The 14005-nt window shown below is 74.7% G+C and carries 17 protein-coding genes; 13 read left to right on the forward strand and 4 right to left on the reverse strand.

What is annotated here, in order from left to right:
- Positions 1–34 precede the first annotated feature (34 nt).
- The 6 genes from KPL60_RS01700 to KPL60_RS01725 all read left to right on the forward strand — a co-directional run bounded on the left by KPL60_RS01700 (position 35) and on the right by KPL60_RS01725 (position 6034).
- Positions 35–1189 carry an AI-2E family transporter gene (locus tag KPL60_RS01700; protein ID WP_226364662.1) on the forward strand — a complete coding sequence of 385 codons (1155 nt, stop codon included), beginning with the start codon at positions 35–37 and terminating at the stop codon, positions 1187–1189.
- Between the two features lie 118 nt (positions 1190–1307).
- Complete coding sequence (locus KPL60_RS01705) at positions 1308–1982, forward strand: DUF4383 domain-containing protein (protein WP_226364663.1); 675 nt, start codon at positions 1308–1310, stop codon at positions 1980–1982.
- Positions 1979–2785: a YqjF family protein gene (locus tag KPL60_RS01710; protein WP_226364664.1), complete on the forward strand. Its 807-nt coding sequence runs from the start codon at positions 1979–1981 to the stop codon at positions 2783–2785. Before KPL60_RS01705 ends, KPL60_RS01710 begins: the two co-directional genes overlap by 4 nt.
- A gap of 128 nt (positions 2786–2913) precedes the next feature.
- Positions 2914–4563, forward strand: coding sequence for a PP2C family protein-serine/threonine phosphatase (locus KPL60_RS01715; RefSeq protein ID WP_226364665.1), 1650 nt, complete (start codon positions 2914–2916; stop codon positions 4561–4563).
- Positions 4560–5675: a B12-binding domain-containing protein gene (locus KPL60_RS01720; RefSeq protein ID WP_226364666.1), complete on the forward strand. Its 1116-nt coding sequence runs from the start codon at positions 4560–4562 to the stop codon at positions 5673–5675. Before KPL60_RS01715 ends, KPL60_RS01720 begins: the two co-directional genes overlap by 4 nt.
- The gene (locus tag KPL60_RS01725) at positions 5672–6034 is read left to right on the forward strand and encodes an STAS domain-containing protein (protein WP_226364667.1); all 363 of its coding nucleotides are present in this window, start codon (positions 5672–5674) and stop codon (positions 6032–6034) included. Before KPL60_RS01720 ends, KPL60_RS01725 begins: the two co-directional genes overlap by 4 nt.
- Positions 6035–6052: 18 nt before the next feature.
- On the opposite strand, the gene KPL60_RS01730 is transcribed toward KPL60_RS01725, so the two are convergent.
- Positions 6053–7012, reverse strand: a complete 960-nt coding sequence (locus tag KPL60_RS01730; RefSeq protein WP_226364668.1) for a ring-cleaving dioxygenase — start codon at positions 7010–7012, stop codon at positions 6053–6055.
- Positions 7013–7110: 98 nt separating this feature from the next.
- Here KPL60_RS01730 and KPL60_RS01735 point away from each other — a divergent pair, with 98 nt between their 5' ends.
- The 3 genes from KPL60_RS01735 (at position 7111) to KPL60_RS01745 (ending at position 9748) form a co-directional block, all read left to right on the forward strand.
- Positions 7111–7275 (forward strand): hypothetical protein, encoded by a 165-nt coding sequence (locus KPL60_RS01735; protein WP_168172166.1) that lies wholly within the window; start codon positions 7111–7113, stop codon positions 7273–7275.
- A 35-nt stretch (positions 7276–7310) separates the two neighbouring features.
- On the forward strand, positions 7311–7856 hold the full coding sequence (locus KPL60_RS01740; RefSeq protein ID WP_178374752.1) for a Dps family protein: 546 nt from the start codon (positions 7311–7313) through the stop codon (positions 7854–7856).
- Positions 7857–7996: 140 nt separating this feature from the next.
- On the forward strand, positions 7997–9748 hold the full coding sequence (locus KPL60_RS01745; protein WP_226364669.1) for a BCCT family transporter: 1752 nt from the start codon (positions 7997–7999) through the stop codon (positions 9746–9748).
- Positions 9749–9773: 25 nt separating this feature from the next.
- Here the strand turns inward: KPL60_RS01745 and KPL60_RS01750 are convergent, their stop codons facing one another.
- From KPL60_RS01750 to KPL60_RS01760, 3 genes are read right to left on the reverse strand one after another with little or no spacing between them, the layout of a single operon-like run.
- Positions 9774–10493, reverse strand: a complete 720-nt coding sequence (locus tag KPL60_RS01750) for a metal-dependent transcriptional regulator (RefSeq protein ID WP_226364670.1) — start codon at positions 10491–10493, stop codon at positions 9774–9776.
- A 29-nt stretch (positions 10494–10522) separates the two neighbouring features.
- Positions 10523–11077, reverse strand: coding sequence for a TetR/AcrR family transcriptional regulator (locus tag KPL60_RS01755; RefSeq protein WP_226354872.1), 555 nt, complete (start codon positions 11075–11077; stop codon positions 10523–10525).
- The gene (locus KPL60_RS01760; RefSeq protein ID WP_062399751.1) at positions 11070–11399 is read right to left on the reverse strand and encodes a multidrug efflux SMR transporter; all 330 of its coding nucleotides are present in this window, start codon (positions 11397–11399) and stop codon (positions 11070–11072) included. Before KPL60_RS01760 ends, KPL60_RS01755 begins: the two co-directional genes overlap by 8 nt.
- A 118-nt stretch (positions 11400–11517) precedes the next feature.
- Here KPL60_RS01760 and KPL60_RS01765 point away from each other — a divergent pair, with 118 nt between their 5' ends.
- The 4 genes from KPL60_RS01765 to KPL60_RS01780 all read left to right on the forward strand — a co-directional run bounded on the left by KPL60_RS01765 (position 11518) and on the right by KPL60_RS01780 (position 13998).
- Positions 11518–12405, forward strand: coding sequence for a nicotianamine synthase family protein (locus KPL60_RS01765; protein WP_226364671.1), 888 nt, complete (start codon positions 11518–11520; stop codon positions 12403–12405).
- Between the two features lie 103 nt (positions 12406–12508).
- Complete coding sequence (locus KPL60_RS01770; RefSeq protein ID WP_226364672.1) at positions 12509–12934, forward strand: DUF4383 domain-containing protein; 426 nt, start codon at positions 12509–12511, stop codon at positions 12932–12934.
- Between the two features lie 39 nt (positions 12935–12973).
- On the forward strand, positions 12974–13255 hold the full coding sequence (locus tag KPL60_RS01775; protein ID WP_226364673.1) for a hypothetical protein: 282 nt from the start codon (positions 12974–12976) through the stop codon (positions 13253–13255).
- Positions 13252–13998: a response regulator transcription factor gene (locus tag KPL60_RS01780; protein ID WP_073575886.1), complete on the forward strand. Its 747-nt coding sequence runs from the start codon at positions 13252–13254 to the stop codon at positions 13996–13998. The genes KPL60_RS01775 and KPL60_RS01780 overlap by 4 nt, the downstream gene beginning before the upstream one ends.
- Positions 13999–14005: the final 7 nt, after the last annotated feature.

Here is a 14005-nt window from a genome sequence, read left to right on the forward strand (position 1 = left end):
GTCAGTCCGACACCGTCCGATCCGGGAGGCCGCGGTGACCGAGGAACCGCGGATCCCCCGGGGTCTGGTGATCGCGTCGAGCCTGGCCTGGCGCGGTCTGCTCGTCGCGACCGCCGTCGCCGTCGTGCTGTGGCTGATCGCGCAGCTCGCGGTGCTGGTCGTGCCGGTGGTGCTCGCGCTGATCCTGACCGCGCTGCTCGCGCCGCTCGCCCGGGTCGTGAACCGGGTGCCGCTGGTGCCCCGCGGTCTGGCGACGGGTGTCGTCGTCGCGGGCGGGCTGGCGGTGGCGGTCGGGGTGCTGTGGTGGGCGGTCGCGGCGTTCCTCGACGGGCTGCCGAGCCTGTCGGCGAGCATCGGGGAGACGGTCGTCGCGCTGCGGGACCGGCTGGCCGGGCCGCCGTTCCGGCTCGACGACACCCAGCTCGCGGCCGTCTTCCAGTCGCTGCTCGACACCCTGCAGCGCAACCAGGCCGCGCTGGCGAACAACGTGATCGGCGCCCTGGGGACCGCGGGCGAGCTGGCCGCCGAGACCCTGCTCATGCTGTTCGTGCTGATCTTCCTGATCCACGACGGCGCGCGGATCTGGCGGTTCGTCCTCGGCGCGGTGCCGCAGCACGTGCGGCGGCGGGCCGACGTCGCGGGCCGGCGGGCGTTCGCGTCGCTGGTCGGCTACACCCGGGCGACGGTCGTCGTCGCCGCGGTCGACGCGGTGACCGCCGCGATCGGCCTGTGGGTGATCGGGGTCCCGCTGGTCGTCCCGCTGGCCACGCTGATCTTCTTCGGCGCGTTCGTCCCGACCATCGGCGCCGTCGTCACCGGGATCGTGGCGGTGCTCGTCGCGCTCGCGTCCGGCGGCTGGGTGGACGCGCTGCTCGTGATCGGCCTGCTCCTGATCGTGCAGAACGTCGAGGGCTACATCCTGCAGCCGCTGCTGCTGGGCCGGTCGGTACGGCTGCACCCGCTCGCGGTGGTGCTGCCGATCAGTGCCGGACTGATCGTCGGCGGGGTGCCCGGCGCCCTGCTCGCGGTGCCGCTGGTGACCCTCGCCGACGCCGGTGTCCGCTCACTGCGCCGCCCCGGCGACGGGACGCTGCGTGACGCCGGCACCGTCGACCCGCTGGACCCGCGGTCGGCGCGGCCGCTGCGCGGCGAGGGCCCGGGGCCCGTCGCACTCCCCGGCCCGGTCTGATCCGCAACCCGGATCCGGGTTTCGAGACACGGCACACCTTCGCAGGTCAGCGCGGTTTGTCCGCGAAGGCGACCGGCTATCCCCGGAGTGCCTCGCTCGACGAACGGAGGACGACGTCATGTCATCGATCGGGTCCGACGCACGCCGGCTGAACGGGTTGCACCGGGTCAGCAGCCTGCTCGTCGGGATCATGCTCCTGGTGTTCGGGGTGCTGGGCTTCACGAACAACCTCGACTTCTTCTCCACCACCGGGTCCCCGGTGCTGGGGCTGTCCACGAACCTGCTGCTGTCGACCGTCTCGGTGGTCGTCGGCGCGGTGCTGGTCGGCGCCGCCGTCCGGGGCGGCCGGCTCGCCTCGACGGTCAGCGTCACCGTCGGCGTGCTGTTCCTGCTGTCCGGCGTGGTCAACGCGCTGCTCATCGGCACGCCGTACAACCTGTTGGCGTTCCGGATGCCGAACGTCGTGTTCAGCCTGCTCGTGGGCCTGGTGATGCTGGTGCTGGGCGCCTACGGCCGGTTCAGCGGGCGGCTGCCCGCGGACAGCCCCTACGCCGCCGAGCAGAAGCACGACGTCGACGCGCAGGGCGGCGACGACCGCGACCAGCGGCTGCCGCACGGCGCCGCCGACATCGCCGCGGCCCGCTCGCTGGCCGACGCCGAGCGGCTCGTCGCGAACGGCGGCGGGACCGAGGAGCAGCGCCGCATGCTCGCCGAGGTCGACACCATCCGCGACACCGGTGAGCGCCGCGACGCGTGGCGGGCCCGCACCGAGCGCGGCGGCGCACCGGCGTGACCGGCCGCCGCACGGCACCGGGCCGGGACACCGCACCGGTGCCGCCCGGCGTCGCGCCCGAACCGGTCACCCCGGACCCGCCCGCCCCGGTCCGGCACCCGCTGCTGCACCAGTACTGGGCCGACGTGGTGTTCCTGCACTGGCGGGCCGACCCCGCCGCGGTGGCGCCGCTGCTGCCACCCCGGACCCGTCCGGACACCCACGACGGCGTCACCTGGGTCGGGCTCGTCCACTTCCGGATGCGGCGGCTGGGCTTCGGCCCGCTGCCCGGCCTGCCCTGGCTCGGCAGCTTCGCCGAGACCAACGTCCGGCTGTACTCGGTGGACGACGAGGGCCGCCGTGGCGTGGTGTTCCGTTCGCTCGACGCCGACCGGATGCTGCCCGTGCTCGCCGCGCGGGGTGTCGCGGCGCTGCCCTACGACTGGTCGCCGTCGACGGTGTCCGGGCGGGTCGCCGAGGGCGAGGAGATCGCCTACAGCTGCACACGCCGCTTCCCCGGCCCGCGCGGTGTCTCCGCACGGACCCGGGTCCGCACCGGCGCCCCGCTGGCCGTACCCGGGGACCTCGAGCACTTCCTCACCGCACGCTGGGCGCTGCACACCCGGCGTCCGCTGGGCACCGTCCGCTGGCGCAACGACCACCCGCGCTGGCCGCTCCACCACGCCGAGCTGCTCGACCTCGACGAGGACCTGGTCGCCGCGGCCGGTGCCGCGCCGCCGTCGGGACCGCCGGACAGTGTCCTGACCTCGCCCGGCCTGCCGGTGCGCTTCGGCGGCTGGCACCGGGTGCGCGCGGCCCGCTGAGGGCGCGCATCCGTACGCGCGCAGCGCGCCCCGGATGAGCGCAGGTCGCGTCGGGGGTACCGTGGGGCGATCAGCGCCCCGGGTCTCCCGGGCGCCGACGACCGGCCCGTCGAGGGCCAGGAGTTGATGTGACCGAACTGGAGCCGACGACCGGCGACGCGACCGTGCTTCCGGACGCGCCGGCCGTGGTCGACCGGCGCTGGACCGACGCCCCCTGTGCCGCGCTCACCGTCGGCGCCGACGGCACCGTGCTGCAGGCCAACGACGCCGCACGCGCGCTGCTCCCCCGCGCCCGCACCGGGTACCCGCTGTCCCGGGTCGCCCCGTGGCTGGCCACCGCGGGTGGCGCCGACCGCGGGGTCCCCACCGCGTTCTCCGACATCGTCGACGGCCGCGCGCTGGAGGCCCAGCCCGTCCGGCACGAGGACGGCTCGGTCACCTGGTGGCTGATCGACGTCACCGACGTCCGGTCCATCCGCGACGAGCTGCACCTGGAGCAGGCCCGCGCCGCGTTCCTGTCCGAGGCCTCGGCCGCGCTCCTGGGCTCGCTGAACCTGGGTCGCTGCATGGAGGTCACCGCCCAGCTCGCCGTGAGCAGACTGGCCGACGGGGCGCTCGTGATGACCCCGGGCACCCGCGGGCAGTTCCAGGTCGTCGACGCCGTCACCGACGGCCCCGTCCGGCACCGGACGCTGCGCATCGACCCGGACGAGGTCCCCGGCCTGGCCGAGGCCCTGCAGGGCTTCCCACCGGTCCCGTCGCGCTGGATCGACCCCGCCGTGGCCCCCGCCTGGGTGACGCCCGACGGGTTCGGCGAGGTCGGCTCGATCGTCGTCACCCCGCTGCCGGGGCACGGCATCCCGGCCGGCGCCATCGTGCTCCTGCGCCGCGCCGACACCGGGCCGTTCAGCGAGGGTGAGGAGGCGACCGCCCGCGAGTTCGCCGCCCGGTCCGGTCTCGCGATGTCCGCGGCCCGCATGTTCGCCCAGCAGGCCTCGATCACCGAGACCCTGATGCGCGACCTGCTGCCGCCGTCGCTGCAGCACGTCTCCGGGGTCGAGTTCGCCGGCGGCTACCGGCCCGCGCAGGACTCCGAGCGGGTCGGCGGCGACTTCTACGACGTCCACCCCGGCGCGGAGGGCTCCGACGAGACCCTCGCCGTGCTCGGGGACGTGTGCGGCAAGGGCCTGGAGGCGGCCGTGCTCACCGGCAAGATCCGCAGCGCGCTGCACGCGCTGCTGCCGATGGCCGACGACCACCTGCGGCTGCTGCACCTGCTCAACAACGCGCTGCTCTCCGACGACCACGCCCGCTTCGTGACGCTGGTGCTGGCGTCGGTGTCGCGCAGCGGGGCCGACGTGCGCCTGCGGATCACCTGCGCGGGCCATCCGCCGCCGCTGATCATCCGCGCCGACGGCCGCGTCGAGGAGGCCGCGACGCTCGGCACGCTGATCGGGGCGCTGCCCGAGATCCACGCGTCGACCTGGGAGACCCGGCTCGGGCCCGGCGAGACCTGCCTGATGTTCACCGACGGCATCACCGAGGCCCAGGGCGGCCCGCTCGGGCGCGACCAGTTCGGCGAGGAGCGCCTGCGCCGCGCGGCCGCCGAGTGCGCCGGGATGCCGGCCGAGGCCGTCGTCGAACGGGTGCAGATGCTCGCCACCGAGTGGGTGGGGCGCAACTCCCACGACGACATGGCCGTCCTCGCGGTCACCGCTCCGCGCGGCCGGCACCTGACCGCGGTGGGTGGGTCGGGCCGGGGCAGGTACACCGCATGACGGCCGCCGGGCACTACACCGACCTGCTCTGGGACGCGGTGCTGCGCGGCGACGAGTACAGCGCGGTCGACGTCGTCGTCGACGCGCTGCGGGACGGCCTGGAACCCGAGGCCGTGCTGCTCGAGGTGATCGGCGCGGTGCAGCAGCGGGTCGGGCTCGAGTGGGCGGCCAACCGCCTGTCCGTCGCCCAGGAGCACGCCGCGACCGCGATCAACGAGCGCGTGATCAGCACGCTGTCGCTGACCAGCGGGCGGCACGGCGGCGAGCGCGGCCGGGTGACGGTGGCCTGCGTCGACGGCGAGTGGCACGCGCTGCCCGCCCGGCTGCTCGCCGAGGTGCTGCGGCTGCGCGGGTTCACCGTCGACTACCTGGGCGCGCAGGTTCCCGCGGCGCACCTGGTCACCCACCTGCACCGGACCGGCCCGGACGCGGTGGCGCTGTCGTCGTCGATCGCGACCCGGCTGCCGACCGCGCACGCGACGATCACGGCCTGCCAGGCCGCGGGTGTTCCGGTGATCGTCGGCGGCCGGGCGTTCGGCACGGACGGCCGCTACGCCCGCCTGCTCGGCGCCGACGCCTGGGCCCCGGACGCGCGGACCGCCGCCGAGACCCTCGCCGACGGGCTGCCCGCCCCGGCGCACCCGCACGCCCAGCCGATGGACGACCTGCCGCACCTGTCCGACCAGGAGTACACCCTGGTCACCCGCAGTGCCCCGCAGCTGGTCGCCACGGTGCTGGACCGCCTGCCCGAGAGTGTCCCGGCGATGGCCGGATACGACGACGACCAGCGCCGGCACACCGCCGAGGACGTCCGGCACATCGTCGACTTCCTGTCCGTGGCGCTCTACACCGGTGACGCGGAGCTGTTCGAGCACTTCCTCGGCTGGACCGCCGAGGTGCTCGAGGCCCGGTCGGTGCCGGTGGCCGTCCTGCGGCCCGTCCTGGACCTGCTCGGCGACGAGCTGCGCGACTTCACCCGGGCGTCGGAGCTGCTCCGGCGCGCGACCACGTCCCCGGCGCTCACCGGAGGCGCGGGCACCCCCGTCCCGGCCGGCGCCGTCACCGAGGGCGCCGACTCCACGACGCTGCACCGAACCGGAAGGCCCGCATGAGCGACCCGCGAGAGCTGTCCCTCACCTGGACCAGCCCCGCGCCGGATCTCGCGACGGTGGCGCCGGCCGGTGACCTCGACTACGCCACCTCCGACGCGCTGACCGACGCCGTCGCCGTGCTGCTGACGGACCGGCCCGGCCTGCGTGAGCTGCGGATCGACTGCGCCGGGATCGGGTACTGCGACTCCTACGGTCTGTCGTCGCTGCTGATGATCCGCAGGCGGACCCGGGCCGCAGGCGTCGAGCTGCACCTCGACAACCGTGCCGGTGCGCTGGAGCGGCTGCTGCGCGTCACCAACACCCTGGAGCACCTCACCGGAGCCGACGGGCCGGCCCGCGAGCAGCGGCTCGACACCTGAGCCGGCCGGCCCCCGCGGTCACCCCCGGTCGCGCAGCGCGGGCAGGTTCGCCTCGATCGTCGCCCGGTCCGGCTCCAGCCACGGCGGCAGCTTCAGCGCGCGGCCGAGTTCGAGCAGCGGCTCGTCGACGGTGAAGCCGGGCTCGTCGGTGGCGATCTCGAACAGCACACCGCCGGGCTCGCGGAAGTAGATCGAGGTGAAGTACTGCCGGTCGAGGATCTCGGTGACCTCCAGGCCGCGGGCCACCAGCTCGGTGCGCCACTGCTGCTGGGTCGCCCGGTCCGCCACCCGGAACGCGATGTGGTGCACCGTGCCGCCGGCCTGCACCCCGTGCCCGTCGACGCCGCCGACCACGTCCACGGCCGTCGCGGTGTCCCCCGTGGTGCGGAAGCGGCTGCGGGCGCCGTCGTCGCCGGTGTGGGTCATGCCGAGGTCGGTGAGCATCCGCTGGGTCGGTTCGAGGTCCGCCTCGGACAGCGTCACCGCGTGCAGGCCGCGTACCGCGTGCTCGGCGGGCACGTCGCCGGCGCCGTCCCAGCCCGAGCGGGTGTCGCCGGGCGCGGCGACGAGGTCGATCACCAGCCCGTCGGGATCGCGCAGGGTCAGGACCTCCTCGGCACCCGACGACGCGTCCCGGGTGCGGGGGTCGTCGGCGTCGACGCCGAGCGCGGCGAGGTGGGTCTGCCACCAGCCCAGCGACTCCGGCGGCACGCCGAACGCGGTGGCGGTCGTCAGGCCGGCGCCCTGGCGGCCGGGCTCGACGTCGGGCCACGGGAAGAACGTGAGGATGGTGGCGGGACGGCCCGCCTCGTCGCCGTAGTAGAGGTGGTGGACCTGGGGCGCGTCGAAGTTCACCGTCCGCTTCACCAGCCGCAGGCCGAGCACGGTGGTGTAGAAGTCCACGTTGCGCTGCGGGTCCCCGGCGATCGCCGTGACGTGGTGCAGCCCGTGCGGGGTGACGGTCGTTCCGGGGGTCATCGCATCGCTCCTCGGGATGGTCGCTCCCCACCGGCTACCCGTTCCCGGGGCCGCCGACGCCGGACATGAAACCCGCCCGACCGGGGTACCCGGTCGTCATGACGACGCCCGAGAAGGACCAGCGCGATCAGGACGAGCGCACGAGCCACCCGGTCCCGACCGAGCAGAGCGACACCCCGGTCGACGAGACCCCCGACGGCGACGGCGTCCACCTCGACGCCCAGCCGGTCGCGGACGACGACCCCCGCACTGCGGCGTCCTGAACCACGCACCCGTCACGGAAGGACTGCACAGAACCATGGCCACGATCCGTTACACCGTCCCCGGCCTCGAGCGCGGAGACGCCGAGCAGGTCGTCGACATCCTGCAGCACCGTCTGCACGCCCTGAACGACCTCCAGCTCACGCTCAAGCACGTGCACTGGAACGTCATCGGCCCGAACTTCATCGCGGTGCACGAGATGCTCGACCCGCAGGTGGACGCGGTCCGCGGGTTCGTCGACGACGTCGCCGAGCGCATCGCGACCCTGGGCGGCTCGCCCAACGGCACCCCCGGCGCGCTGGTCAAGGACCGCACCTGGGACGACTACTCGATCGGCCGCGACCAGGCGATCGCCCACCTCGGCGCGCTCGACGTGGTCTACACCGGGGTCATCTCCGACCACCGCACCCAGATCGAGAAGGTCGGCGCGCTCGACCCGGTGACCGAGGACATGCTCATCGCCCAGGCCGGCGAGCTGGAGCAGTACCAGTGGTTCGTCCGGGCGCACCTGGAGAACGCCGACGGTTCGCTGAACACGCAGGGCAACACGGGTGAGGCGGGCGCGGCCGACGCCGCGCGCTGATCCACCCGGCCGTTCGGCCCCCGAGGCCCGGTCCCGCCGTCGTGCGGGTCCGGGCCTTCGTCGCGCACTCGTCCGATATGACCGGAAAGGTCGAATCGTGATAGGTGTCGGCGTCGCACATCCACGTCGAGGGGGAACTAGTGATCGTCCGATACCTACGGGAGCACACCAGTCCTCCGGTCTTCGTCACCTCGGCCGTCCTGGCGGTGGCGTTCGTGTCGTGGGGGGTCCTCTCCCCGGCATCGCTCGGGTCGGTCGCGGACTCGGTGAACGCCTGGATCACGGACACACTCGGCTGGCTCTACATCTTCTCCGCGACCGGCTTCCTGGTCTTCGTGATCGTGCTGATGGCCTCGCGGTACGGACGGGTGAAGCTCGGTCCGTCGGACTCGACGCCGGAGTACGGCACGGTCTCCTGGTTCGCGATGCTGTTCACCGCGGGCATGGGCATCGGCCTGGTGTTCTACGCGGTGTCCGAGCCGATCTCGCACTTCACCGCGCCGCCCACCGGGGACGGCTCGTCGCCCGAGGCCGCGCGGAACGCGATGCTCTACACGTTCTTCCACTGGGGCCTGCACCCGTGGGCGATCTACATCGTGCTCGGCCTGTCGCTGGGCTACTTCGCGTTCCGCAAGGGCCTGCCGCTGCGCCCGGCGGCCGCCCTGTACCCGATCCTGAAGGACCGGATCAACGGCTGGCCCGGCTACCTCGTCGACGTCATCGCGGTGTTCGGCACGCTGTTCGGCCTGGCCACCTCGCTCGGCATCGGCGCACAGCAGGTCGCGGCCGGTCTCGACGCCGTCTTCGGCTGGGAGAACACGACCACGCTGCAGGTCGTGCTGATCGCGGCCATCACCGCGATCGCGATCACCTCGCTGATGCTCGGGCTCGACAAGGGCATCCGGCGCCTGGCGCTGATCAACCTGTGGCTGGCGCTCGCGCTGATGCTGTTCGTGTTCTTCTTCGGCCCCACCCGTGACCTGCTCAACAGCCTCGCCTCCAACATCGGCACCGACGTCCAGGAGGTGCCCGGTCTGTCGTTCGAGACCTTCACCGACGGCGGCAACGGCACCGCGGCGGAGTGGCAGAGCTCGTGGACGCTGTTCTACTGGGGCTGGTGGATCTCGTGGTCGCCGTTCGTCGGCATGTTCCTGGCCCGGATCTCCTACGGCCGCACCATCCGCAACTTCGTCGCGGGCTGCCTGTTCGCGCCGGTCGGCGCGTCGATGGTGTGGCTGACCGTCTTCGGTGACAGCGCGCTGGAGCTGGTGCAGGCCGACCCGGCCGACCCGCTCGCCGAGGCGGCCCCGGAGACCGCCATCTACGTGCTGCTCGCCCAGCTGCCGGTGCCCGAGTTCGTGATCCTGCTGGCGTCGCTGCTGACGATCTTCGTGGTCGTGCTGTTCTTCGCGACGTCGTCGGACTCCGGGTCGCTGGTCGTCGACATCCTCACCAACGGCGGCGACCCGAACCCGCGCTGGCAGCAGCGCCTGTTCTGGGCGGTGCTGGAGGGCGTCATCGCGGCGGTGCTGCTGACCGCGGGCGCGGTCTCGGGCACCGACGCGCTCTCCGCGCTGCAGACGGCGTCGATCGTGGCCGGGCTGCCGCTGGGGATCGTGCTGGTCCTGATGGCGGTCGGGCTGACCCGGGCCCTGCGCGACGAGCGGTTCGTCGTCGCGCTGCCGGTCGAGCCGTCACCGGCCCAGGGGCTGCGCGAGAGCAGCAGGCGGAGCACGTCGCCGTCGGAGAGCGGGGAGGGGATCACCGGCTCGAACACCGAGCCCGAGACCGACGACCCGATGCTCTCGGAGACGGCGGTGGCCGAGTTCGCGACGACCCGGACCGCGCCGTCGGACTCCGGCGGGGAGCGTTCCGGCCGCGACCGGGACTGACCCGCGACGCCCGGGCGGGGCCGGCTCAGTCCGAGCCGGCCCCCTCGGCGGCGCCCACCCACAGGGCCATCGCGAGCGTCGGGCCCCACTCGTGCTCGGCCTCGCCCGGGGCGGGGCGGGTCTGCTCGCCGGAGCGGCGCAGCCGCACCACGAACGGCCCCTCGAAGGGCTTGCGGGCCAGCAGGTCCACCCGGTCGCCGAGCCGGACGTCGTGCGCGTCGAGGTAGCGGAGCACCTCGGGGTCGGTGTCGTCGACGCGCACCAGGGTGCCGCCCTCGCCGTAGCGCAGGTCCGGCAGCCGGCGGGCGTGGACCACCGGCATCGTGCCGTCACGGGCCGGGATGGGGTCGCCGTGCGGGTCGAACCGCGGGTGCCCGAGCCGGGTGTCGATCCGGTCGAGCAGCCGGTCGGAGACGGCGTGCTCGAGCGCCTCGGCCTCCTCGTGCACCTCGTCCCACGCCAGGTCCAGCTCGGTGACCAGGAACATCTCCAGCAGCCGGTGCCTGCGCACCACGGCGAGCGCGGAGACCCGCCCGGCGGCGGTGAGCGTGATCCCGGCGTAGCGGGCGTGGTCGACCAGCCCGGCGTCGACGAGCTTGCGCACCATCCCCGACGCCGACGGCGACGAGACCCGCAGCCGCTCGGCCAGCGCGGAGACCCCGACCGACCCCTCCCACCGCTCCGAGAGCAGGAAGATGGTCTTCAGGTAGTTCTCCACGGACTCCGAGAGGCGCTCCGCGCTCATGCCCACCACGGTATCCCGGCGACGGCGGCTCAGGCGTTCCCGGCCGCGCAGAGCCGGGCCAGCAGGCCGGGGTCGACCGGCGAGCCGAGCGCCCCGCTCAGGGTCAGCCCGTTGACCGCGGCGGCCAGCAGGGCGCGCCGGTCGGCGTCGTCGGGCAGGAGCCGGGCGGCGGCCGCGTCGAGCGCGACGTCCCACCGGTCCAGCTCACCGCGCAGGTCCGGGCGCCGCGCGGCCAGCAGGAACAGCTCGTACTCGGCGATCGCGGTGACCCGTTCCTGGCGGGCGCAGTCCTCGACGAGCGCGACGAGGTCGCCGGGGACGGTCACCGCGTCGAGCCGGGCGATCCAGCGGTCGTTGACCGCGATGAGCGTCGCGACCAGCAGCGCGTCGACACTGGGGTGGTAGTAGAAGACCGCGCTGGGCGGCACGCCTGCCTCCGCGGCGACCGCCCGCTGGCTGACCGCGGCGACCCCGCCCGCGCCGACCAGCCGCAGCGTGGCCTCGACCAGCTCGCGGCGGCGCCGGTCCCCGCGGCGGCGCCGGCCGTCGGCCTCGGGCGTGTCCCGTCCCGCCGCATCAGGCATGCGCGGTCGCGCCGCCCAGCTCCAGGGCGAGCACCCCGGCGATCACCAGCGCGATCCCGCCGAGCTGCACCCAGGTCAGCGACTCACCGAGGAAGAACACCCCGATCAGCGCGACGAGCGCCACCCCGGCCGCGGCCCAGGTGCCGTAGGCGATCCCGAGCGCCATCCCGCGGCCGAGCGCCTGGGACAGCGACCAGAACGCCAGCCCGTAGCCGACCACGGTGATCATCGACGGCACCAGCCTGCTGAAGCCCTGCGAGAACCGCAGCGCCACCGTTCCGGTGACCTCGGCGCCGATCGCGAGCGCGAGCCATCCCCACATCGCCGGGCTCCTCCCCCTCTGTCCGTTCCTCGCCCACATTGTAGAGCGTTCGCTCAGGTTTCCCGCCACCCGGACGACCGAGCACGAAATGGTTGTCATTGGCTTACGGTGGATCATCGTGACCACGCAGAGCAGTCGGACGACCGCGCCCGGTTTCCCCGCACCCCGCCGTCCCCGCGACGACGGCTCCGTCGCCGCCGTCGCGACCCGCCTCGTGGCCCTGCGACGACGGCTGGAGCGCACCGACCTGCGGCCCGCCCCGGACACCGACGCCGCGTTCGGCGAGCTCGTCGGACTCTGCTGCTTCCCGCCCGCCGGCTGTACCGAGGGCGTCCTGGCGCGGGTCGCCCCGCACTCGGACGCCCTGCGGACCCTCGCCGCGACCGGCGAGGGTCACATGGAGAACCACTGGGCGGGCCGGATCGCCGCCGCCCCCGACCCCCGGGCCGAGCTGGACCGGTTCCCCTACCTGGGCAACTACCACGACCTCGTCCGGCTGGAGCTCGCCGCGCTGACCGCCGTCGGGCTGCCCGCGCCGCAGCGCGTCGTCGTGCTCGGGTCGGGGCCCCTGCCGCTGACCGGCCTGGTGCTGGCCACCGGGCACGGCGCGCAGGTGCTGCACGTCGACCGCGACCCGGCGGCCGCCGCCGCGGGGGACGCGGTCGCCGCCGCCCTCGGGGCGGACGGGCGGGTCCGCAGCCTGGTCGCCGACCTCGACGACCCGCGGCTGTCCCCCGCGCTCGCCGACGAGCTGGGCCGGGCCGACCTCGTGCTCGTCGGGGCCCTGGTCGGTGCGGACGCCGCCGCCAAGGCCGCGATCACCGCCCGGCTGGCCACCGCGACCGGGCCCGGCACGACCCTGCTCGTGCGGTCCGCCGCCGGGCTGCGGACCCTGCTCTACCCGGAGATCGTCCCGGCCGACCTGCCCGCGCTCGACGTGCTCCTCGAGGTGCACCCGCGCACCGACGTCGTCAACTCCGTCCTGGTGGCCCGCGCCGCCACGTGAGGTGCGTCGCTCCCGCGGTTCGGAGCGCCCCCGGCCGGGCAACCGGGCCCCGACGAGGGGCGCAGCGACGCGCCGGAGGACGACGGACCGAGGAGGTCGGGTCATGATGCGGACGACGGGCGGGTTCTCCCGGCCCTACACCCCGGTGCAGCCGGTCGCGGCGGCGTTCGCCGCGGCGTTCCTGCTGGTCGGAGCCCTGGGCTTCGTGCCGGGCGTGACCTCCGGCGAGCTCGCGGTGCTGCCCGGTGCGGGCACCGCGGTGCTCGGCGGGCTGCTGCCGGTGTCGGTGCTGCAGAACGTGCTGCACCTCGTCACCGGCCTGGCCGGACTGGCCTGTGCGCGCTCCGGGGCCGCGTCGCGGGTGGTGCTCGTGGCCGGTGGCGCCGTCGCGCTGCTGAGCGCCGCCGTCGCCCTGGACGCCGTGGGCGCGGCCCTGGTGGTCGTCGCCGTCGCGATGGTCGGCTGCGCGACGCTGCTGCGCGGCCGTCCCGTGGTGCGCCCGGCCCGCCGCGGGGCCGCCGCGGCCTGAGACCTGGACGGGGCGTGACCCCCGTGGTCCGATGGCGGTGTGTCCGACACACCGTCCGCCGGGACCCCGGTCACCGGACGACACCCCGACCACGGCCACGAGGCCGAGGTCGGCGACCCGGTGTGCTGGCTGGACCGGCTCTGCCCGGACTGCGGGGCGATGCCCTCGCCCACCGAGGACGGCGGGCCGCCGCAGACCTGCTGGCGCTGCGGCGCCGCCGTCACGCACCCGTCGGACTTGCGATCGCCTGACGATCGTGCCGGGCCCGGCGCCGGGGTCGACGGGACCGGCCCGGATCCGGTGGAATCGCCGTCATCATGAGCGAACACGGCCGGACCCGGGTGCTGCTGGTCGACGACGACGTCCGGATCGGGCGCGCGCTCGGCCTCGCCCTGGGCGACGAGGGCGTCGACGTCGACGCGGTGCACACCGGCGAACAGGCCCTGGTCAGCGCCGCCCGGCCGGGCGTCGACCTCGTGCTGCTGGACCTCATGCTGCCGGGCATCGACGGGCTCACCGTCTGCCGGCGGCTGCGCGAGACCGGTGACCTGCCGATCATCATGGTGACCGCGCGCTCCGACTCCGCCGACGTCATCGCCGGGCTGGAGGCGGGCGCCGACGACTACGTCACCAAGCCCCTGGTGGCCGGGGAGCTGGCCGCCCGCATCCGGGCGCTGCTGCGCCGCAGGCGTCCGACCCCGGCGGCACCGCGCCGGATCACCGTGGGCGACGTCGAGCTGCGCCCGGACGAGGGGACCGTGCTCCGCGACGGCGCCCCGGTGCACCTGACCCGCACCGAGTTCCGGCTGTTCGCCGAGCTCGCCGCGGCGGGCGGGCGGATCGTGACCCGCGACGAGCTGCTGTCGCGGGTGTGGGGCTACGAGTACCACGGCGACACCCGGCTGCTGGACGTCCACGTGCGACGGCTGCGGCGCAAGGTCGAGCTCGACCCGGACCGCCCGGTCCTCGTGCTGACCGTGCGCGGCGCCGGGTACAAGGTCGGCGACGCCGGACCGGACGCCGCGCTGCCGGGCGCCGCCCCCGCCTCGGGCCGCGGCGGGTGAGCGGGCG

Origin of the sequence: Pseudonocardia sp. ICBG162 (assembly GCF_020496225.1) — a bacterium.
GTDB classification, from domain to species: domain Bacteria; phylum Actinomycetota; class Actinomycetes; order Mycobacteriales; family Pseudonocardiaceae; genus Pseudonocardia; species Pseudonocardia alni.